This is a genomic window from [Mycobacterium] fortunisiensis, assembly GCF_019050325.1.
Lineage (GTDB): Bacteria > Actinomycetota > Actinomycetes > Mycobacteriales > Mycobacteriaceae > Mycobacterium > Mycobacterium fortunisiensis.
Genome location: NZ_VOMB01000023.1, coordinates 291,604 through 311,051, shown reverse-complemented (window position 1 = coordinate 311,051; position 19,448 = coordinate 291,604). Strand labels below are relative to the sequence as shown.

The 19,448-nt window shown below is 67.8% G+C and carries 16 protein-coding genes; 8 read left to right on the top strand and 8 right to left on the bottom strand.

The features are described 5' to 3' along the window. Positions 1-10: 10 nt before the first annotated feature. The 3 genes from FR943_RS21835 to FR943_RS21825 all read right to left on the bottom strand — a co-directional run bounded on the left by FR943_RS21835 (position 11) and on the right by FR943_RS21825 (position 2,813). Positions 11-586, bottom strand: a complete 576-nt coding sequence (locus FR943_RS21835; RefSeq protein WP_217160347.1) for an LppA family lipoprotein — start codon at positions 584-586, stop codon at positions 11-13. Then, positions 586-2,163 carry an alpha/beta hydrolase gene (locus tag FR943_RS21830; RefSeq protein ID WP_217160346.1) on the bottom strand — a complete coding sequence of 526 codons (1,578 nt, stop codon included), beginning with the start codon at positions 2,161-2,163 and terminating at the stop codon, positions 586-588. Before FR943_RS21830 ends, FR943_RS21835 begins: the two co-directional genes overlap by 1 nt. An 86-nt stretch (positions 2,164-2,249) precedes the next feature. Then, the gene (locus tag FR943_RS21825; RefSeq protein ID WP_217160345.1) at positions 2,250-2,813 is read right to left on the bottom strand and encodes a hypothetical protein; all 564 of its coding nucleotides are present in this window, start codon (positions 2,811-2,813) and stop codon (positions 2,250-2,252) included. A 67-nt stretch (positions 2,814-2,880) separates the two neighbouring features. Between FR943_RS21825 and mfd the strand changes: the two genes are divergently transcribed. The 3 genes from mfd to FR943_RS21810 all read left to right on the top strand — a co-directional run bounded on the left by mfd (position 2,881) and on the right by FR943_RS21810 (position 8,378). Beyond that, complete coding sequence (gene mfd / locus FR943_RS21820) at positions 2,881-6,513, top strand: transcription-repair coupling factor (RefSeq protein WP_217160344.1); 3,633 nt, start codon at positions 2,881-2,883, stop codon at positions 6,511-6,513. A 147-nt stretch (positions 6,514-6,660) separates the two neighbouring features. Beyond that, positions 6,661-7,182 carry a hypothetical protein gene (locus FR943_RS21815; RefSeq protein WP_308170625.1) on the top strand — a complete coding sequence of 174 codons (522 nt, stop codon included), beginning with the start codon at positions 6,661-6,663 and terminating at the stop codon, positions 7,180-7,182. 182 nt (positions 7,183-7,364) lie between these two features. Continuing rightward, complete coding sequence (locus tag FR943_RS21810) at positions 7,365-8,378, top strand: nucleoside triphosphate pyrophosphohydrolase (protein ID WP_217160343.1); 1,014 nt, start codon at positions 7,365-7,367, stop codon at positions 8,376-8,378. Between the two features lie 81 nt (positions 8,379-8,459). On the opposite strand, the gene efeB is transcribed toward FR943_RS21810, so the two are convergent. Genes efeB through efeU form a run of 3 tightly spaced genes read right to left on the bottom strand, consistent with a single transcriptional unit; the run spans position 8,460 to position 11,876 of the window. Further along, positions 8,460-9,791, bottom strand: coding sequence for an iron uptake transporter deferrochelatase/peroxidase subunit (gene efeB, locus FR943_RS21805; RefSeq protein ID WP_372448212.1), 1,332 nt, complete (start codon positions 9,789-9,791; stop codon positions 8,460-8,462). After that, positions 9,772-10,935 carry an iron uptake system protein EfeO gene (gene efeO / locus FR943_RS21800; protein WP_217160341.1) on the bottom strand — a complete coding sequence of 388 codons (1,164 nt, stop codon included), beginning with the start codon at positions 10,933-10,935 and terminating at the stop codon, positions 9,772-9,774. The genes efeB and efeO overlap by 20 nt, the downstream gene beginning before the upstream one ends. Then, positions 10,932-11,876 carry an iron uptake transporter permease EfeU gene (efeU, locus tag FR943_RS21795; RefSeq protein WP_217160340.1) on the bottom strand — a complete coding sequence of 315 codons (945 nt, stop codon included), beginning with the start codon at positions 11,874-11,876 and terminating at the stop codon, positions 10,932-10,934. The genes efeO and efeU overlap by 4 nt, the downstream gene beginning before the upstream one ends. Positions 11,877-12,094: 218 nt before the next feature. On the opposite strand from efeU, the gene FR943_RS21790 reads away from it, so the two are divergent. The 5 genes from FR943_RS21790 (at position 12,095) to FR943_RS21770 (ending at position 16,370) form a co-directional block, all read left to right on the top strand. Next, positions 12,095-12,826 (top strand): lytic transglycosylase domain-containing protein, encoded by a 732-nt coding sequence (locus tag FR943_RS21790; protein WP_217160339.1) that lies wholly within the window; start codon positions 12,095-12,097, stop codon positions 12,824-12,826. A gap of 86 nt (positions 12,827-12,912) precedes the next feature. Beyond that, the gene (eno, locus tag FR943_RS21785; RefSeq protein ID WP_217160338.1) at positions 12,913-14,196 is read left to right on the top strand and encodes a phosphopyruvate hydratase; all 1,284 of its coding nucleotides are present in this window, start codon (positions 12,913-12,915) and stop codon (positions 14,194-14,196) included. Positions 14,197-14,222: 26 nt separating this feature from the next. Further along, on the top strand, positions 14,223-14,924 hold the full coding sequence (locus FR943_RS21780; RefSeq protein WP_217160337.1) for an FtsB family cell division protein: 702 nt from the start codon (positions 14,223-14,225) through the stop codon (positions 14,922-14,924). Further along, positions 14,917-15,408, top strand: a complete 492-nt coding sequence (locus FR943_RS21775; protein WP_217160336.1) for a DUF501 domain-containing protein — start codon at positions 14,917-14,919, stop codon at positions 15,406-15,408. The genes FR943_RS21780 and FR943_RS21775 overlap by 8 nt, the downstream gene beginning before the upstream one ends. Further along, complete coding sequence (locus FR943_RS21770) at positions 15,405-16,370, top strand: Ppx/GppA phosphatase family protein (protein ID WP_308170624.1); 966 nt, start codon at positions 15,405-15,407, stop codon at positions 16,368-16,370. The genes FR943_RS21775 and FR943_RS21770 overlap by 4 nt, the downstream gene beginning before the upstream one ends. 172 nt (positions 16,371-16,542) lie before the next feature. On the opposite strand, the gene FR943_RS21765 is transcribed toward FR943_RS21770, so the two are convergent. Together FR943_RS21765 and FR943_RS21760 are read right to left on the bottom strand one after the other, a co-directional pair. Further along, positions 16,543-17,622 (bottom strand): MPT63 family protein, encoded by a 1,080-nt coding sequence (locus tag FR943_RS21765; protein WP_246585172.1) that lies wholly within the window; start codon positions 17,620-17,622, stop codon positions 16,543-16,545. 256 nt (positions 17,623-17,878) lie between these two features. After that, positions 17,879-19,447, bottom strand: a complete 1,569-nt coding sequence (locus FR943_RS21760; RefSeq protein ID WP_217160436.1) for a radical SAM protein — start codon at positions 19,445-19,447, stop codon at positions 17,879-17,881. Position 19,448: the final 1 nt, after the last annotated feature.

Below are 19,448 nucleotides of genomic sequence, written 5' to 3'. Positions count from 1 at the left end.
CGTCGACCGGCTACTTGGGTGCGGCTTCGCGCGCCTTGCGCTTGTTCTCGGCGGTGAGGTAGCAGCCGGTCACGACCTGCAGCACCGCGTTGGTCTGCGAGCCGAATGACAACCTGCCGTCCTCGCTGTCGCTGATGGTCAAGTCGGTAGCTTGGTCGCCGACGGGGTTTTCGCTACGTCCGGTGACATCGGTGTAGCCGTATTTGGCGGCGATGTCGATGACGGCCTGCGACGCTTGGTCCCAGAGCGCGGCCGGCACTGGGACTTTCGAGACCCAGTTGCGGCCGAAATAGCGTTCGGCGTCGGTGGATCCGAATTCACCACATTCGCTGCTGCGTTCATCGCGGTTCGGTAGCCAGGTCGAGCCCGGCACAATCCGAGACAGTTCGGCGGTGATCTCGGTGATCATCCGGTCGCGGTCGGCCAAGACTTCTTCGGCGTCGCGGCGGGCCAGGAGTGGTTCGAGTTCTGCTGGAGCTCCGTAGCCATAGTCACCTTCGGCGGGCCCTTGGTACTCGGACTCAAACATGGGACCGCAGCCGGTCAACGCGAAGGCCAGCAGAAACGTGATTACCAAACGCCACATCAATCCTCCACCTTCACGAAATCCTCGTCCTGCCCCAACCCTGCCACGACCACCGCCTGGTTGTAGAGCGCAGTGGTGTCCACGAAGGAGTACTTGCTGTGCCCGGTCGACTCGTCGCGGGGACCCAAAGCGGTGGTCTCGCCGTTGGTGGACAGGTCGATGAAACCAGGCAGGCTCGACGGGATCGTGGAACCGAAGCGGCCCAGGTTGGCGACGACATCGTTCTTGGCGTGCTCGACGAACACGTGGCCTTCGGTCAGATGCAGATCCGACGGTGTGGTCTGCCCGGCGAACTGCCACGGGTTGGTCTCCAGCCCCGGTGAACCCATGAACACGACGTCGTCGGTGGCGGTGCCGCGCTGCAGTGCCTCGCTCGCCAGCGTCGAACCGTAGGAGTGCCCGAGCACGGTGAGATGCGGATCGGTGTCGCGGGAACTGTCGAGCCCGTTGATGAACGAGGCCAGCTCGGGAGCATTGTCGTCGGCGTAATGGGCGCTGCCGGCCTGGGCGACATTGGACGGCGGCTCGTAACCCAGCCACGCCACGGTGGCGACGGTCTCGTCGCCCTTGCCGGCTTTGTCGAGCACCCGCTCGGTCTCACTGCGCAGCCACTCGGACTGCTCCACATACGTGGGCAGATCATTGCCCTCGTTGGGCTTGTCGTAGGGCACCGAGCCGGTTCCGGGCACGTACACGCTGACGTGGTCGGCCGTGTCGACGTTGCCGACCGCGACGGCGACCTTCGGGTGCTCGCCGTCGAAATCCAGGACGAGCAGCTGCCGGTCGTCTTTGGACAGCGCATCGTCGATCGCGGCAATGGTGCCTTTTTCCTCGTCGGTCAGGTTGGGATCGTTGCGCAGTGTCCCCAGCCGATTGCGATTGGCCAGGTCCCGTGCGGTGCCGGGTACCCCGTCGAGGTTTCCGATCCAGTCGGGCCGCTCGGTGACGATCCGGTTCTGTTCTTCCTCGCTCAACGAGTCCCACCACTGATTGACCTCGGTATCGGTCGCACCTTCGGGTGGCTTGAGGCTGTCGAGATCGCGCTTGGCCGGCGATCCGGGTTGATCGCCCAGGTTGCCCGCTTTCGGGTCGCCAGTTCCCGTCGTGCTCATTTTGATGGAGTTGGCAGTGGATTGGTCGACGGAATCGAACTGCTGCAGAAGGCTTTTCAGTGCTGATGTGTATGCCGCGGCCAGCTTGGGTGTCATGAGCCGGCTCGCGCCCGGGGCGGTGACAGTGCCGTCGTCGCTGACGGTGGCGCCGAGGCTCATCGCCTGGTTGGCGACGTTGTGGATTTCGGTGCGCAGCGGGGTGAGGTTGGCCCCGCCCACCCGCAAGGCGGTCTGGGTGTTCTCCAGGCGAGTCCGCAGCTCCGTCTGTATTTCCAGATTCTTGTTGCCGCGTGCCTGGGCCGCGTCGGCCGCGGGACCTTTCCAGCCGCCGGCCAGATTGGTCAGGGTGTTGCGTTGGGTGTCGATCAGCCTGTTGAGCTGATCGATCTTGCCCTGTAATCGTGCGCCGGCATCGGACAGTGCGGCGGGGTCGGTCGCGGTCACGGTGGAGATCGTGACGGTCATCGGCAGGCTCCGCCCATCGCTGCTCCGGTCTGAAGGTTTGCTGTGAGAAACCTAGCACCGTCCGGAGCGAGCTCAGATCACCAAAGTCACGTCCGTCCGAACATCGTCGTCCCGGTGGCGGTGGCGATGAACCCGTTGCCGTTGACGGGATCGGCCATGCGGCAGGCCAGCCGGATGTCGTCGGTGTGGAGGCAGGTGGCATTGCCCACGTCGAAGCGTTGCCCGGCCGGCAGGAGTGGTGCCTCCTCCTCGCTCAACCCGTCGACGGGGGAGAGTGGCTCGTCGGTGTGGGTGAAGCTCATCGGGATTGCGCCGTTGGCGGTGCCGTAGCTGAACAGGTGCGCGAGGTTGGCCCCATCGGGTGCGCCGACGAACGGGCCGCGGCAGTCCAGGGCGTACATCGCCCGGTGCTGGGTGGTCATGCAGACGAAGCCGTCGGTCGTGCGGAACCCCTGGACCGGAAACCCCTGGCCTGTGCGCAGGATGTACTGCGTCGGATCGACGGCGGGGTACGCGGCGAAGTCGGGTACGCCGTCGGGGTCGAGGTGGGTCGGTACCGCGGGCTGCGGCGGGGCGCCTCGGGTGGTCAGCCACAGCACGGCCAGCACAGCCGTGAGCACCGAGACGACGGCCACCGCGACACGCAGCATTGCTCCATGATCGCCCGTCGAGAGCGGGGTGGGCGGAAAAATCGGGCGCCGTAGAATGGGGCCCATCATGACCGCACCGGGGCACACCCATGTCCAGACCCCGATTGCGGGTCTCGTTGAGCTGGCTTTGACCGATCCGTCCCTGCAGGACGTCGTTGACCGCGCCGCCGACCGGCCCGCCGATCTGGCACTCGTCGGGCCGGCCAGCGCCCGCGTGCTGGTGGCCACCGCGCTGGCTCAGCACGGCCCGTTGCTGGTGGTCGCGGCCACCGGCCGGGAGGCCGATGACCTGACCGCGGAGCTGCGCGGCGTGTTCGGCGATTCGGTTGCGCTGTTCCCGTCCTGGGAGACGCTGCCGCACGAGCGGTTGTCTCCGGGGGTGGAGACCGTCGCCGCCCGGCTGTTGCTGCTGCGCCGGCTGGCCCATCCCGACGACGCGACGCTGGGTGCGCCGCTGCGCGTGGTGGTCACCACGACGCGCTCGCTGCTGCAACCGATGGCGCCCGACGTCGTCAACGTCGAGCCGGTCACCCTCACCGTCGGCGCCGAGACCGAGTTCGAATCCGTCATCACCCGGCTGGTCGACCTGGCCTACACCCGCGTCGACATGGTCGGCAAACGCGGGGAGTTCGCCGTGCGCGGTGGCATCCTCGACGTCTTCCCGCCCACCGCCGAGCACCCGGTGCGCGTCGAGTTCTGGGGTGACGAGATCTCCGAGATGCGGATGTTCTCGATCGCCGACCAGCGTTCGATCCCCGAGATCCCGGTGCAGAACGTGGTCGCCGTACCGTGCCGCGAACTGTTGATGACGCCCGACGTGCGGGAGCGGGCCGCGGTGCTCGCCGCCGAACACCCCACGCACGAGAACAGCGTCCCCGGCAGCGTGCCCGACATGCTGGCCAAACTCGCCGAGGGCATCCCGGTGGACGGGATGGAGGCGCTGCTGCCGTTGCTGCACCCGGTGCAGCCGACGACGCTGACGCACCATCTGCCCGACGGCGCCCCGGTGTTGCTGTGCGACCCGGAGAAGGTGCGGACCCGGGCGGCCGACCTGATCAAGACGGGGCGGGAGTTCCTGGAGGCCTCGTGGTCGACGGCTGCTGTCGGCGGGGACGCCCCGATCGACATCGAAGCGCTGGGCGCGTCCGGGTTCGTCCCGTTCGACCAGGCCTGTGAGGACGCCATCGCCGGTGGGCACCCGTGGTGGACCCTGAGCCAGCTGCCCGACGGCAAGACGCCCGAGCTCGATCTGCGTCCGGCGCCATCGGCCCGCAGCCAGCAGAGCCTCGACGAGATCTTCGCGATGCTGCGCGCCCACGTCGCCACCGGTGGGTACGCCGCGGTCGTCACGCCCGGTACCGGTACGGCCCATCGTGTCGTGGAACAGCTCGGCGAATCCGATACGCCCGCAGCGATGTTGGAGCCCGGCGCGGCGCCGAAGCCCGGCGTGGTCGGGGTGCTCAAGGGTCCGCTGCACGACGGTGTCGTCCTGCCCGGCGCCAACCTGGTCATCATCACCGAGACCGACCTCACCGGTAACCGGGTCACTGCCTCGGAGGGCAAAAAGCTTGCTGCCAAACGCCGTAACGTCGTCGACCCGCTGGCGCTGACCGCCGGCGACCTGGTGGTGCACGATCAGCACGGCATCGGCAAGTTCGTCGAGATGACCGAGCGGGTGGTCGGCGGCGCCCGTCGCGAATACCTGGTGTTGGAATATGCCTCGTCCAAGCGGGGCGGCGGGTCGGACCGGCTGTATGTGCCGATGGACTCGCTGGATCAACTGTCGCGCTACGTCGGCGGTGAGGCGCCGTCGTTGTCCAAGCTCGGCGGTAGCGACTGGGCGAACACGAAAACCAAGGCACGCAAGGCGGTTCGTGAGATCGCCAGTGAACTGGTGGCGCTGTACGCCAAGCGGCAGTCGGCGCCCGGCCACGCATTCGGACCCGACACCCCGTGGCAGAACGAGATGGAGGACGCGTTCGGCTTCACCGAGACCATCGATCAGATGACCGCCATCACCGAGGTGAAATCCGATATGGAGAAGCCGGTTCCGATGGACCGGGTGATCTGCGGCGACGTGGGCTACGGCAAGACCGAGATCGCGGTGCGCGCGGCGTTCAAGGCCGTGCAGGACGGCAAGCAGGTGGCGGTGCTGGTGCCGACGACGCTGCTGGCCGATCAGCATCTGCAGACCTTCACGAACCGGATGGCAGGTTTCCCGGTGACGGTCAAGGGGTTGTCGCGGTTCACCGATCCGGCCGAATCGCGGGCCACCATGGAGGGCATGACCGACGGGTCGGTCGACGTGGTGATCGGCACGCACCGGCTGCTGCAGACCGGCGTGACGTGGAAAGACCTGGGGCTCATCATCGTTGACGAGGAACAGCGCTTCGGCGTCGAGCACAAAGAGCACATCAAGTCGATGCGCACCCACGTCGACGTGCTCACCATGAGCGCCACCCCGATCCCGCGCACCCTGGAGATGAGCTTGGCCGGCATCCGCGAGATGTCGACGATCCTCACCCCGCCCGAGGAGCGCTACCCGGTGTTGACCTACGTCGGCCCGCACGACGACAAGCAGGTGGCCGCGGCGTTGCGCCGCGAGCTGCTGCGCGACGGGCAGGCGTTCTACATCCACAACCGGGTCCGCACGATCGACCAGGCCGCCGCGAAGATCCGCCAGTTGGTGCCCGAGGCCAGAGTCGTTGTCGCGCACGGGCAGATGAACGAGGAGACCCTGGAGAAGACCGTCGAGGGCTTCTGGAACCGCGAATACGACATCCTGGTGTGCACCACGATCGTCGAGACCGGCCTCGACATCTCCAACGCCAACACGTTGATCGTCGAGCGGGCCGACACGTTCGGCCTGTCACAGCTGCACCAGTTGCGTGGTCGCGTCGGCCGCAGCCGGGAACGTGGCTATGCCTACTTCCTGTATCCGCCCAACTCGCCGCTGACCGAGACGGCCTATGACCGCCTGGCCACCATCGCGCAGAACAACGAACTCGGTGCGGGCATGGCGGTGGCGATGAAGGACCTGGAGATTCGCGGCGCCGGCAACGTGTTGGGGGTTGAGCAGTCCGGCCACGTGGCGGGCGTCGGCTTCGACCTGTACGTGCGGCTGGTCGGTGAGGCCGTGGAGGCCTACCGGGCGGCGGCCGACGGGAAAACCGTTGCGACCCCGCAGGAGCCGAAGGAGGTGCGGGTCGATCTGCCGGTCGATGCGCACCTGCCACCGGAGTACATCGGCAGTGACCGGCTGCGCTTGGAGGGCTACCGCCGGCTGGCCGCCGCCTCAGACGAGGACGCGGTACGCGCCGTCGTGGACGAGCTCGTCGACCGGTACGGTCCGCTGCCCGAGCCCGCGCAGCGTCTCGTTGCGGTGGCCAGGCTCCGGCTGTTGTGCCGCGAGTACGGCATCACCGAGATCGGTGCGGTGTCGGCCTCGACGGTGAAACTGTCCCCGATGGTCCTGCCGGACTCCGCCCAGCTGAGGCTCAAGCGGATGTACCCGGGTGGCCACTACCGGGCGACGACGTCCACCGTGCAGGTGCCCCTGCCGCGTGCCGGTGACGGTGTCGGTGCGCCGCGTATTCGCGATCTGGAATTGGTCCAGTGGGTGGCCGGGCTGGTCCTGGTACTCAACGGGCAAACACAGAGCAGTTTCGACATCACCGCGGGACTGAATTCTGCGGACTGATCGCCTGGTGGTGGTGCCTTTTTGGGCTTCCGCGCCGGCCGAATCGCCGAACCGCTGTTAACGCACCGACGCTGCGACCCGACATACCTGTCGGGGGGTCGAAGGTATTGCGCTGTCGTCCGGACGAGACGGCAGGTCGTCGGACATATGGCGGTCACGCAATTTCCCAAACCGAACATCACGCGATATCGCCACCACCTGGTGGATTTCGTCGCGATGACGCAAGGCGAAGGAGCGATCATGGACTTCAAGAAGTTCGCAGTAACCACCTCAATGGCCGGTGCACTGGGTCTCGGAGCGTTTGGCCTGGGTGCAGGCTTGGCGCACGCCGTTCCGGACGTGCCGCCGCCGCCTCCGGTTCCCGGGCCGGCCGTGCCCGGGGTGAATGTTCCGGATGTGAATGTGCCGAGTGTGAACGTTCCGGACGTGAACGTGCCGACTGTCCGGTTTCCCGAGGTAGACAATTTCTTCCGGCAACCGAACGGCAATATCGCACCTGGCCAGCTGGTGAATTCGCCGACCATCAACGGAGTTGCGAATCCGTTCTTCGGAATTCCGCCCGGCCAGCTCGAGACGCAGCCCACGGTGAACGGGGTGGCCAACCCGTTCTACAACCAGACCCCGGGGCACTGGGTGATCCCGGAGGGCCAGTTCCCGCCGGCGTCGTAGGCCACGGCCTGTGACATGATGGCCGCCTTGCCTTCGGGCAGGGCGGCCATCCCGTGGGGGCCCCGCCCGGTGTCGGTGAATCGCCGCGTTGGCCGTGTTCACCAGGTGCATCGAAGTCCGGCCAAGTGTTGGTATAACCGAGATCAGCAAATCTCGTCGTCAAGGTGAGGGGGTGGAGCCCGATGACCGTGGTACTGGTTGACCCCCGCCGCCCGTCGCTCATCCCGGTCGACGCGATCGACCTGCTCACCGGCGATGTGCAATACACCGAGGAAATGCCGGTCAAGGTGCCGTGGTCGCTGCCGGCCGCGCGGCCCGCGTACGACGGGGAGGACGCTCCGGTTCTGCTGTCCTCGGACCCGGAGCATCCAGCGGTCAAGGCCCGTCTGGCGGCGGGGGACCGGTTGATCGCGGCCCCTCGGGCGCAAGCTGGGGAGCGGATTGTGGATGCCGTCGCGATGATGGACAAGCTGCGCACCGCGGGGCCGTGGGAGAGCGAGCAGACCCACGATTCGCTGCGTCGCTACCTGTTGGAAGAGACCTACGAACTGTTCGACGCGGTGCGCGGTGGGAACGCCGACGAACTCCGCGAAGAACTCGGTGACGTGCTGCTGCAGGTGCTGTTCCATGCCCGCATCGCCGAGGACGCGCCGGTGCACCCATTCGACATCGACGACGTCGCCGACGCGCTGGTACGCAAACTCGGCAACCGGGTGCCGGCAGTGCTTGCCGGAGAATCGATTTCACTCGACGAGCAGCTGGCCCAGTGGGAAGAGCGTAAGGCCCAGGAGCAGAAGGTGAAGGCGCGTGGCTCGTCGATGGACGACGTGCCCACCGGGCAACCGGCGCTGGCGCTGGCGCAGAAGGTGCTGGCCCGAGTCGCCCAGGCCGGGCTGCCCGCCGACCTCGTTCCCGCCGCGTTGACCTCGGTGACGGTATCGGCGGACGTCGACGCCGAGAATGACTTGCGCTGTGCGGTTCTGGAGTTCATGGACACGGTGCGGTTGGCGGAATCCGACATCGCCGCCGGCCGTCGGGGGGAGGACGTTCCCGAGGAACTCGACGTCAAACCGTTGGGGACGATCACCGAGGACGAGTGGCGGACCTACTGGCCGGATGCGGTTGTGCAGCCTGAGCCTGAGGACGAGCCCGAGGACGAGCCCGAGGCTGAGGTGGAGGACGAAGCTGAGCCCTGAGCTCTCAGCTCGTCGAACGTGACGCAAACGTCGTCGGAAGCGCCGCCAACCGACGTCTGCGTCGCACTCGACGCGCAAGGCCTACTCAAACAAGGCCGAACCCCAGTATCCCGAGGTATCCCCGTCGCGCAGCCCGGGCGGGCAGGCGAAGATGGCCGTCCCGGTGTGGGTGATGTACTCGTTGAGCAGATCCTTGCGGGCCAGTTCCCGTTGCATCGGGATGAATTGCTTCTCGGGGCTGCGCACGAAGGCGATGAAGAACAGCCCGGCATCGAGGTGGCCGAATCCGTCTGAGCCGTCGGTGAAGTTGTAACCGCGACGCAGGATCTCGATGCCGCCCAGGTGCTCGGCCGAGGCCAACCGCACATGCGCGTCCACGTCGATCTTCGGATTGCCCCTGCCGTCGGTGATCTCGAAATCGAGCTCGTCGAACTCCTGCTGCAGGCCGTTGGGTGCGCCGCTGCCCTTCTGGCGCCCGATCACCCGCTCCTGCTCCAGAAGGGTGGTGCGGTCCCAGTTTTCGATCCGCATCCGGATGCGCCGGGTGATCAGGTAGCTGCCGCCGGTGAGCCAGGCCGGCCCGTCGTCGTCGGCCACCCAGACGTTCTTGTCCAGGAGCTCGGTCTCATCAGCCTTGAGGTTGTTGGTTCCGTCCTTGAACCCGAACAGGTTTCGTGGAGTGGCCTGGTCCCGCGTGGTCGAGGAGGTGCGGCCGAAACCCAGCTGCGAGTACCGCACCGCGACCGTGCCGAACCCGACCCGGGCCAGGTTGCGGATCGCGTGCACCGCCACCTGGGGATCGTTGGCACAGGCCTGCACGCAGATGTCGCCCCCGCAGCGGGCCGGGTCCATCGTCTCGTTGGGGAACTTGGGCAGGTCCTTGAGTTCGGCGGGCTGTTTGTCGGCGATACCGAAGCGGTCCTTGCCGTCCTTGACGAAGAACGACGGCCCGAACCCGATCGTCAGCGTGAGCTGCGAGGCCGGAAGGCCCAGCGCCTCACCGGTATCGGCCGGCGGTGCATAGGGATTGCCGCCCACCGCACCGCCGGCTTCGGTCTCGTCGCCACGGGTCATCCGCTCGGCCATCTGGGTCCACTGCTTGAGCAGGGCGATGACGTCGTCACGGTTGTCGGTGGTGACATCGAACGAACAGAAATGCATCCGGTCCTGGGCTTCGGTGATGATGCCCGCCTGCCGCTCCCCGCGGAAGGGGACCGGCCCCTGCAAGGCACCCGGCGCGGTGCCGGCCGCCGAGGCGCGGCCCGCCAACGCGCCCGCGCCCGCGGCACCGACTACCGCGGCGGTGACACCGGCGGCACCGAACAGCTTGCGCCGGGAGAAACCTGCGGTCTGCGCGGCCACCGGGGGCTCCGCCGCAGCAGATTCAGGCGAATCACTGGTGGGCGATGACACCTTGCACCTGGCTCACCTCTTTGCTCAGCGCGTCGATGGCGCGTGACAGCTCTTGGCGTTGCGGCTCGGTCACCTTGTCGTAGGAGACGAAACCGTCCCGCTCACGATACTTCTCGAGCAACGCCTCGACTTCGGAGAAGCGCTGGTCCACGCGCTTGCCCAGTTCGGCGTCACGCTCGTCGAGAATGGGGCGCACCGAGGCCACCGCGGTCTGCGAACCTTCGACGTTGGCCTTGAAATCCCACAGGTCGGTGTGGCTGAAGATGTCCTCTTCGCCGGTGATCTTGCTCAGCGCGATCTCGTCGAGCAGGCCCTGGGCGCCGCCGGCGATCTGGGTCGAATCGATCGTCCAGTCCGCTGCCTTGACCCCGGCCTCGAGCTCCTTGACGTCGGCCAGCAACTGATCGGCCAGGGCGTCGGCGTCGGGCTGCAAGCCGGTCACCCACAGCTGCTTTTCCAGCGCGTGGAAACCGGTCCACTTCTGGCCCGGCTCCAGGTCGGCCTCGCGCAGATCGATCCGCGGGTCCAGATCGTCGGGGAAGGACTCGGCGACCGGCTCGATGCGCTCGTAGTAAGTGCGGGTGGTCGGGAAGAGCTCCTTGGCCTTGGCGACGTCCTTGGCCTTGACGGCCGCCACGAACGCCTCGGTGGACGGCACCAGCGCATCGGTCTGGCTGAGGACGTAGCGCTTGTAGCTGTCGGCGGCTTCCTTGAACTTGCCCTCGGTGTCGATCTGCACCGCTTCGCCGGTGACCTCGAAGTTGCCGCGGATGCCCTCGCCGACCATGCCGGGGCGGCACGAGGTCTGGTAGGTGCCCGGCTGGGTCAGCTGCACGATCAGCTGGCGGCGCAGGCCGGGGGAGATGTTCTCCACCTCGCCCATCACCCGCTCGCCCTTGCCGTAGACGTAGAACTCGGTGACCTTGTTGCCGTTGTTGGTGACTTCGAAGGTGGCCGGCCCCGTCGTCGCGGTCGTCCCCGACAGCGTGCATTCGGTGTCGGTGGCGTCGACGGTGATCGGTGTGCCCGTGGCTCCGGCACTGCCGTTGTCGGCCTCCTTGGCCTGGCAGGCGCTCAGCGAGATGCCGGCCAGGACCGCGACCGATGCCGCGAAACCGGTCTTGACGGCGGGAGTGATCTTCACTTGGTCGACCTTTCGGATGCGTTGGAGGTCTCCGGCCCGACAGTCGGCTCGGAGGTCGTTTGAGACGGCCCCGGCGACGCGCCCTCAGCGGTCCGCGCCGGCTTCAGGAACAGCGCGAGCACCACGACGATGTAGGCCAGCCACGCGCTGAACTGCAGCACGGTCGGCGTCGGGTCGATGTTGAACACACCCTGGATGATCTCGCCGTAGGCGGCCGACCAGTCGAAGGCGCCGCTCATGTCGAAGGCTTTGGCGCCCAGCCCGGGCAGCCAGCCGACGGTCTGCAGCGCCTTGATGCCGTAGGCCAGGATTCCGGCCGCCACCACGATCAGGAAGATGCCGGTGTATTTGAAGAACTTGGCCAGGTTGATCCGGACGGCGCCGGCATACATGCCGTAGGCGATCGCCGCGGCGATCAGCACGCCGATGATCAGCCCGGTCAGCGGCCACAGGGTCTCGGCTTCGGCGTAACCGACCATGAACAGGGCGGTTTCCACGCCTTCGCGGCCCACCGCCAGGAACGCCAGCAGCGCGACGGCCACCCCGCCGGTCTCCAGGGCCTGCGACATCTCACCGCGGAGTTGTCCCGACATGGAGGCAGACGCCTTCTTCATCCACAGCACCATGGTGGTGACGATGACGACGGCGATCAGCGACGCGACGCCGGCGATGGCCTCGGCACCCAGACCGCTGATGGTGTTCTCGCCGAACTGGATGATCAGGAAGATGGTCACGGTCATGGCGATCGCCGCGCCCACGCCCAGCCACACCCATTTGAGGACGTCGCGGCGCTCGGATTTCACCAGGAACGCGACCAGGATCGACACCACGATCGCGGCTTCGAGACCTTCCCGCAAACCGATCAGCCCGCTGCCGAACACCTGGGATGTGACGTTGGATGCGGCCAGCGTGCTGGTCGGAACGTTCGAGATGGCAGTCATCAACGCGTCCTCGTTCGACCGGAGTGAAACACCGTGGAAAACGTCGCCTCGCGCTGTCCGCAGCAAGGTCCATAGCAAGGCGTGGCTCACCTTAGCAGGGGGTACTGGGAGTGCAGCCGTCTCCACGTGCCGCGCCCGCGCACCGGCCCGTCGCCCGACACTGTGCCGCCCGCGCATGCGACGATGGCCAATCAGAAAGAGCGGGTTGAGGGAGTCCGGTGTCGCCAGTGCGTTGGCTGCGGGCTGTTGCCGTAGTTGCTGCGACAGCGCTGCTGTTGGCCTCTTCCTGCTCGTGGCATCTGGGTACTCCGATTCCCGAGGGGGTGCCGCCGCCGGTCGGAGATCCGGTCCCGGCTGTGGACACCTATGCCAAGGGCCGGCCCGCCGATCAGCTGCACGATTGGGCGGCGCAGCGGGCTCCGGCGTTGGGCTTGCCCGTCAATGCCCTGGAGGCCTACGCCTACGCCGCCCGGGTCGCCGAGGTGGAGAACCCCAACTGCCGGCTGGCCTGGCCCACGCTGGCCGGGATCGGCCAGGTCGAGAGCCACCACGGCACCTATCGGGGCGCGATGATCGCGCGCAACGGCGACGTCACGCCGCCGATCCGGGGGGTGCAGCTGGACGGGACCGCCGGCAATCTGCACATCCCCGACACCGACCGCGGCAAGTTGGACGGCGACGCGGAGATGGACCGGGCGATGGGGCCCATGCAGTTCATTCCGGAGACCTGGGGCCACTTCGGGGTGGACGCCAACAACGACGGGGTGGTGAGCCCGGACAATTTCGACGATGCCGCGCTCTCGGCGGCGGGCCTGCTGTGCTGGTACGGCAAAGACCTGTCCACCCCGCGGGGCTGGATGAAGGCGCTGAAGGCCTACAACAATTCCGAGCAGTACGCCCGCTCGGTGCGCGATTGGGCGACGGCGTACGCGGCCGGCCACGCGCTGTGACGCCGGAGCGACACGCCCAAACACGACTTGATGCGCTCCACGATCTAGTCTCATCCCTACACGCAGGACTCAATAAGGAGAAGCCAGTGCCCATCATCGAGCAGGTTGGAGCCCGCGAGATCCTCGATTCGCGTGGCAACCCGACGGTCGAGGTCGAGGTGGCCCTGACCGATGCGACGTTCGCCCGGGCGGCGGTGCCGTCGGGCGCCTCGACGGGTGAGCACGAGGCGGTCGAGCTGCGCGACGGCGGTTCCCGGTATGGCGGCAAGGGCGTGGAGAAGGCCGTCGAGGCCGTTCTCGACGAGATCGCTCCGGCGATCATCGGGCTGGCCGCCGACGATCAGCGCCTGGTCGATCAGGCCCTGCTGGATCTCGACGGCACACCCGACAAGTCCCGGCTCGGTGCCAACGCCATCCTCGGGGTCTCGCTGGCGGTGGCCAAGGCCGCTGCGGACAGTGCCGCTCTACCCCTCTTTCGGTACCTGGGCGGACCGAACGCGCACATCCTGCCGGTGCCGATGATGAACATCCTCAACGGCGGCGCCCACGCCGACACCGGGGTGGACGTCCAGGAGTTCATGGTTGCCCCGATCGGCGCACCGTCGTTCAAGGAATCGCTGCGCTGGGGCGCCGAGGTCTACCACGCGCTCAAGTCGGTGCTCAAGAAGCAGGGGCTGTCCACCGGTCTGGGCGACGAGGGCGGGTTCGCCCCCGATGTCGCCGGCACCAAGGCCGCCCTGGACCTGATCGCGACGGCCATCGAGACCACCGGGTTCAAGCTCGGCAGCGACGTGGCCCTGGCCCTGGATGTCGCGGCCACCGAGTTCTACACGGAGGGTTCGGGTTACGCGTTTGAGAAAGAGACCCGCACCGCCGAGCAGATGTCGGAGTTCTACGCCGGCCTGATCGAGGCCTACCCGCTGGTGTCGATCGAGGACCCGCTGTCCGAGGACGACTGGGACGGCTGGGTGGCGCTGACGTCGGCCATCGGCGACCGGATCCAGCTGGTTGGCGACGACCTCTTCGTCACCAACCCCGAGCGCCTGGAGGACGGCATCGAGCGGGGCGCCGCCAATGCGCTGCTGGTGAAGGTCAACCAGATCGGCACGCTCACCGAAACCCTGGATGCCGTTGCGCTGGCCCACAACAGCGGATACCGGACCATGATGAGCCACCGCTCCGGCGAGACCGAGGACACCACCATCGCCGACCTGGCGGTCGCGGTGGGCAGCGGCCAGATCAAGACCGGTGCCCCGGCCCGCAGCGAGCGGGTGGCCAAGTACAACCAGTTGCTTCGCATCGAGGAGGCCCTCGGCGACGCCGCGCGCTACGCCGGCGATCTGGCCTTCCCCCGGTTCGAGGCCAAGTAACTAGGCGTCTGCGCCCCAAAAAGTCGATGCCCGAAGCGAAGCGGCCCGATCCGAAGCGACGGTCCCCGGCCTCCCGACCCGGCAAGCCGGGCAAGACCGGGGAGTCGAATCGGCCGCGCGCTTCCCAGGCCCGGCGCCGGGTGGCCGACACCCGCTCCGCGCAGGGGGAGTCGGCTCCCGATGAGAAGGTCACCAAAGCCATTGCGGTACAGGCTCAGCAGCAGGCCGAGCTGGTGTCCGAACAGCGGTTCGGGTCCACCGCGCGGCGGGCGGCAATCCTGGCCGCGGTGGTGTGCGTGCTGACCCTGACCATCGCCGGGCCGGTGCGCACCTACTTCGCCCAGCGCACCGAGATGAAGCAGCTCAAAGCCAGCGAGCAACAGTTGCGAGCCCAGATCGCCGACCTGGAACAGCAGAAGGTCAAACTGGCCGACCCGGTGTACATCGCGGCGCAGGCCAGAGAACGCCTGGGTTTCGTCATGCCCGGCGACACTCCCTATCAGGTTCAGCTGCCCCCCGGCGCGGTGGATTCCGAGCCCGGGGCGACGGTGCTGCCCGGTTCGACGACGCCTGCCGGGCAGCCGTGGTACACCTCGCTGTGGCACACGATTGCCGATGAGCCGCATGGGGTTTCGCCGACAATCGGCGGGCTCCCCGCGCCGGGCGGGCCGCCGGCTCCGCCTGTTCCGCCGGTTCCGCCGGCCGAGCCCAGAGGTCCCAATGGTTGATCCCGCCGACCTCGAGTCCGTCGCCCGGCAGCTGGGCCGTGAACCGCGCGGTGTGCTGGAAATCGCCTACCGCTGCCCAAACGGTGAACCCGGTGTCGTCAAGACGGCACCGAAATTGCCTGACGGCACACCGTTCCCCACGCTGTACTACCTGACCCACCCGGCATTGACCGCGGCGGCCAGCCGGCTGGAGTCCGCCGGCCTGATGCGGGAGATGACCGAACGGCTGCAACAGGATCCGGAGCTGGCCGCGGCCTATCGGCGGGCTCACGAGTCCTACCTTGCCGAGCGCGATGCGATCGAACCCCTGGGCACCACGTTCACCGGCGGCGGCATGCCGGATCGGGTCAAGTGCCTGCACGTGGTGATGGCCCATTCGCTGGCAAAAGGTCCGGGGGTCAACCCCTTTGGAGATGAGGCGCTGGCGGTGCTGGCAGCCGAACCGGCAATGGCCGGGATTCTGGATCGCGAGGTGTGGGTGTGAATCGGGTCGGCGCAATTGACGGCTCGCGCCGGGTCGGCGCAATTGACTGTGGCACGAACTCGATCCGGTTGTTGATCGCCGACGTGGTCGACGGCACGCTGCGCGACGTGCACCGTGAGATGCGTGTGGTGCGGCTGGGCCAGGGTGTCGATGCCACCGGCCAGTTTGCCCCGGAGGCGTTGGCGCGCACTGAATCCGCGCTGGCCGACTATGTGGCAATGATGGCCGAGCACTCGGTGGCCGCGGTGCGGATGGTGGCCACCTCGGCCGCGCGCGATGCCGGCAACCGCGACGAGTTCTTCGCGATGACCGCCTGCCTGTTGGGCACGGTGGTGCCAGGGGCGGTGGCCGAGGTGATCACCGGCACCGAGGAAGCCGAGCTGTCGTTCCGGGGAGCGGTCGGTGAGCTCAATCCCGCCGCGGGACCGTTCGTGGTGGTCGATCTGGGCGGGGGCTCAACCGAACTGGTGCTGGGTGACGCGGCGGTGCGGGCCAGCTTCTCGGCTGACATCGGCTGTGTCCGGCTGACCGAACGGTGCCTGCACTCCGATCCGCCGAGTGCGGCCGAGGTGGCCCGGGCGCGGGCGGTGGCCCGTGATGGGCTGGCCGAGGCGCTGGCCGTGGTGCCGGTCGACGGCGCGCACACCTGGGTGGGCGTGGCCGGGACGATGACGACGCTCTCGGCGCTCGCGCAAGGCATGACGGAATACGATCCCGAGGCAATTCACCTGTCCCGCATCGGATTCCACGATCTGCTCAAGGTGTGCGAGCAGCTGATCGGGATGACCAAAGCCGAGCGGCTGGCACTCGGGCCGATGCATGCCGGCCGGGCCGACGTGATCGGCGGCGGCGCGATCATCGTCGAGGAGCTGGCGGCGGTGCTCGCGCAGCGGGCCGGTATCGGCGAACTGGTGGTCAGCGAGCACGACATCCTCGACGGCATCGCGCTGTCGATCGCCTGACCGGTTCTCGGTCACTGGCAACGCTTTCTGCGTGCCGATTTCTACCGCTGGGTCGTTCAGCCACGTGATCGACAACCCTGGTGTGGAAAACGGCGGCGGGTGAGCGACCCGTCACACAAAACAACGGCCGGCCGCGGTTGCCCGCGTCCGGCCGTTGCCTTGACTACTCAGATCAGGAGGCAGTCCCGTGGTTGCTCGCCGGGGCCACGGCCGGAGCCGGGCTCGGCGTGATCACCGGCTGGGTGCCGGCCGGAACCAGCGCCGGCTCGGTGGCCGCCGGAGCGCCCGGTGCCGGAGCGGCGGGTGCCGGTGCGCCCGGTGCCGGAGCGGCGGGAGCCGGAGCGCCCGGGGCCGGAGCCGCCGGAACGCCCTCGGCGGGAACGCCCTCGGGTGCGATCGCGGTGGCAGCGCTGCCCGCACCGGCGGGTGCCGGGACACCCTCAGCGGCCGGCGTGCCGTGTGCGACCGGGGCCGACTCGGGAGCCGGAGCACCCGGGGCCGGAGCAGCGGCCGGAACGCCTTCGGTGCCGGCCGGGGTCGCCGCCGGAACACCTTCGGTGGCTGCGGCAGCGGCAGGCAGGTCCGCGGCACGGCTACCGGCGCCCGCAGCGGCCGGAACCGCCGGGGTGGTGGCAGCCGGGGCCGGGGAGGCCACAGCCGGAGCAGCGACCGGAGTCTCGGCGGCTCCGGCAGCGGCCGGAGCCGCCGGGGTGGCGGCCGAGGCGGCGGGTGCCTGGCGCTTCGGAGCGGCGGGAGCGCCGGCAGCCGGAGCGGCAGCAGGCGCAGCGGCCTTGTCCCACACCAGCAGGTCGCGACCGCCGGCGTTGTAGACGACGCTGGTCGGCTGCTCACCGGTCACGTCGAAGTAGATCTTGCCGCTGGTCTTCTGGCCCTCGGCGAGAGTGGCCGGGTTGACGCCCTGCGAGCTGGGCACCTGGAACAGCGCGCGGTAGTTCTGCCCATCGGCGGCGCGGGTGTTGAAGTTGGAGACGATCGGCGTCACCGAGCCCTGGAGGGCTTCGTTGGTGGCGGTGACCTCCCACAGGGTGCCGCGGACCGGGTAGTTGATGGTGTCGCTGCTGGGCTTGAGATCGGTGATCGTCCAGCCCTGGCTGCCGTTGTCCAGCTTGGCCTGGCTGCCGAGCGAGTTGGTGGTCACGGCGCTGTCGTCGGCGAGCGCCATCGGGGCGCTGGCGACGATCGCCGCGGCGGCAATGGCCGCGGCGGCAAAAGCCGTACTGATGTTTGTCATCTTCAAGGCATTCACTCCTGATTGATCCAAAACAGGCGGCAGGCCCCCCGACAGTGGGACACCCACTTCATTGCAAGTTAGCAGCTTAAGAGGACGGTTAGGAACAGTAGTTCACAGTTGGTGCCACTACAGTCTGGCAGAAACATGTCCCGACCAGCGGTTCAGGCCATCCGCACATTCGTTCACAATCCGCCGCTACCTGCACGATCATTGCGCGAATACCGCGCAAACCCCGCTGACCTGGCAGTTCTTCTGGTCATCGAATCTCGATGAGCGGTAGGCCGGCACCGGCCGACAGGGACAGCCGCTGCCGGCCGAGGGCGGGCCAGGCCTGCACCGCGCAGAACGGGGCGCATTGGTGTGCGGGCGGTTCGACCGCGTCCGAGCTCCCGGATCGGGTGCCGACGTGCACACAGCATTGGGTGAGCCGCTCTTCGATCATCGTGGACATGTCCATGAACGGCTTGACGGTCAGCCGCACCACGCGCTCGCCGAGCAGCCGGCGGATCTTGCGGCGGCGGCCCGGCAGGGCCGAGGAGGCCAGGGTCAGCAGTGTCCCCATGCCCAGGTCGCAGCTCTCGCAAATGGCACGCCAGACATCGCCGATCTGTGGATGCGACAGCGACGATTGCTCCGAGAGCAGTCCCAGCAGCGATTCCTGCACCGCCAGGCGTAGTTGGCGGGGGATCTCGGTGTCGGCGATCCGGTTGGACACCAACCCCAGCTTGTCCTTGAGGTTGTCGGTGCCGATCAGCGACACCAGCGAGCGCCACTGCTCGCTGTCGTCGCGCACCAGGTATCCGACCGAACAGCAATGCGGATGCGAGCAGGGCAGCGCGGTCAGGTCGCGCCAGGTGACCGCGCCTGCGGTCTGCGGGCCCAGCCGTTTGAGCACGCCGGTGTGGGTGAGCCGGTGCAACGGGTCGATGGCGGCGGAGCGTCCCGACCCGAACTGCGGTTGGATGGTGAGGCCGCCGACATAGGGGGTGTCCAGGGCCAGCCGGACCATGTCGCCGATCTCGTCGTCGTTGACGCCGAGAGCCGCCGTCATCACCAGGGTGGTGAAGATCTCGCGCTCGGAGAGCCGTTGCAGCGCTTGGCTCTTGGCGCGCCGCAGATCGCCGCCGCGATGGTGGCGGTGAGCCTGCTCGGACAGCCCGTCGTACTGCAGATACACCTCGACGCGTTCCCGGTGGGCGGTCAGCAGATCCAGCAGCGCGTCGTCGGTGGCGATGCGGATTCCGTTGCTGTTGATCAGGATCCGGGTGATGGGACGGGACACCAGCTCGTCGAGCAGGGTGGGCAGGTCCGGGTGCAGGGTGGGCTCGCCGCCGCTGAGCATCAGGACGTCGAGGCGACCGTTCTCGCGCGCCAGCCGCTGATCAACGTTGGACAGCACGTCGTCGGTAAGCACCACGTGGCGGAGATCGGGCGAACTGTCGGTGAAACAGGTGGGGCAGCGCAGATTGCAGGTTTCGGCGATGTCCTCCAGCAGGATGCAGGTGTGCTGCGTCTGCATCTCGGGCAGGCCACGCAGATACGCCGAGGGAATGGGGTCGAAGTTGCCTGCGACGTCGGGAATGTGGGCCTTGGTCGGGGCGGTCCACTCCTCCAGGTAGGACAGGATCTCCGGATCCTCGTCGTAAAGGGTGCGCACCAATCCGTGTGTGCGACATCCACGTTCGAGCCAGATCTGACCGTCCCGTTCCACGAGGACGCCGGACAGCCGGGCGACCTCGGCCAGCGGGCGCTCGGGTGCCTCCTCGTGGCAGTGCGGGCAGAACGCGGTGACGTACCGGTGCAATCGGTCGCCGCGCAACCCCATT

Excerpts from the sequence above, each read along its gene's own strand:
- FR943_RS21780 (WP_217160337.1), top strand. The coding sequence starts at position 14,223 with ATGCCCGAAGCGAAGCGGCCCGATCCGAAGCGACGGTCCCCGGCCTCC.
- efeU (WP_217160340.1), bottom strand. The coding sequence starts at position 11,876 with ATGACTGCCATCTCGAACGTTCCGACCAGCACGCTGGCCGCATCCAAC.
- FR943_RS21825 (WP_217160345.1), bottom strand. The coding sequence starts at position 2,813 with ATGCTGCGTGTCGCGGTGGCCGTCGTCTCGGTGCTCACGGCTGTGCTG.
- FR943_RS21775 (WP_217160336.1), top strand. The coding sequence starts at position 14,917 with ATGGTTGATCCCGCCGACCTCGAGTCCGTCGCCCGGCAGCTGGGCCGT.
- FR943_RS21760 (WP_217160436.1), bottom strand. The coding sequence starts at position 19,447 with ATGGGGTTGCGCGGCGACCGATTGCACCGGTACGTCACCGCGTTCTGC.
- FR943_RS21810 (WP_217160343.1), top strand. The coding sequence starts at position 7,365 with ATGACCGTGGTACTGGTTGACCCCCGCCGCCCGTCGCTCATCCCGGTC.
- FR943_RS21835 (WP_217160347.1), bottom strand. The coding sequence starts at position 586 with ATGTGGCGTTTGGTAATCACGTTTCTGCTGGCCTTCGCGTTGACCGGC.
- FR943_RS21830 (WP_217160346.1), bottom strand. The coding sequence starts at position 2,163 with ATGACCGTCACGATCTCCACCGTGACCGCGACCGACCCCGCCGCACTG.
- FR943_RS21815 (WP_308170625.1), top strand. The coding sequence starts at position 6,661 with ATGGCGGTCACGCAATTTCCCAAACCGAACATCACGCGATATCGCCAC.
- FR943_RS21765 (WP_246585172.1), bottom strand. The coding sequence starts at position 17,622 with ATGACAAACATCAGTACGGCTTTTGCCGCCGCGGCCATTGCCGCCGCG.
- mfd (WP_217160344.1), top strand. The coding sequence starts at position 2,881 with ATGACCGCACCGGGGCACACCCATGTCCAGACCCCGATTGCGGGTCTC.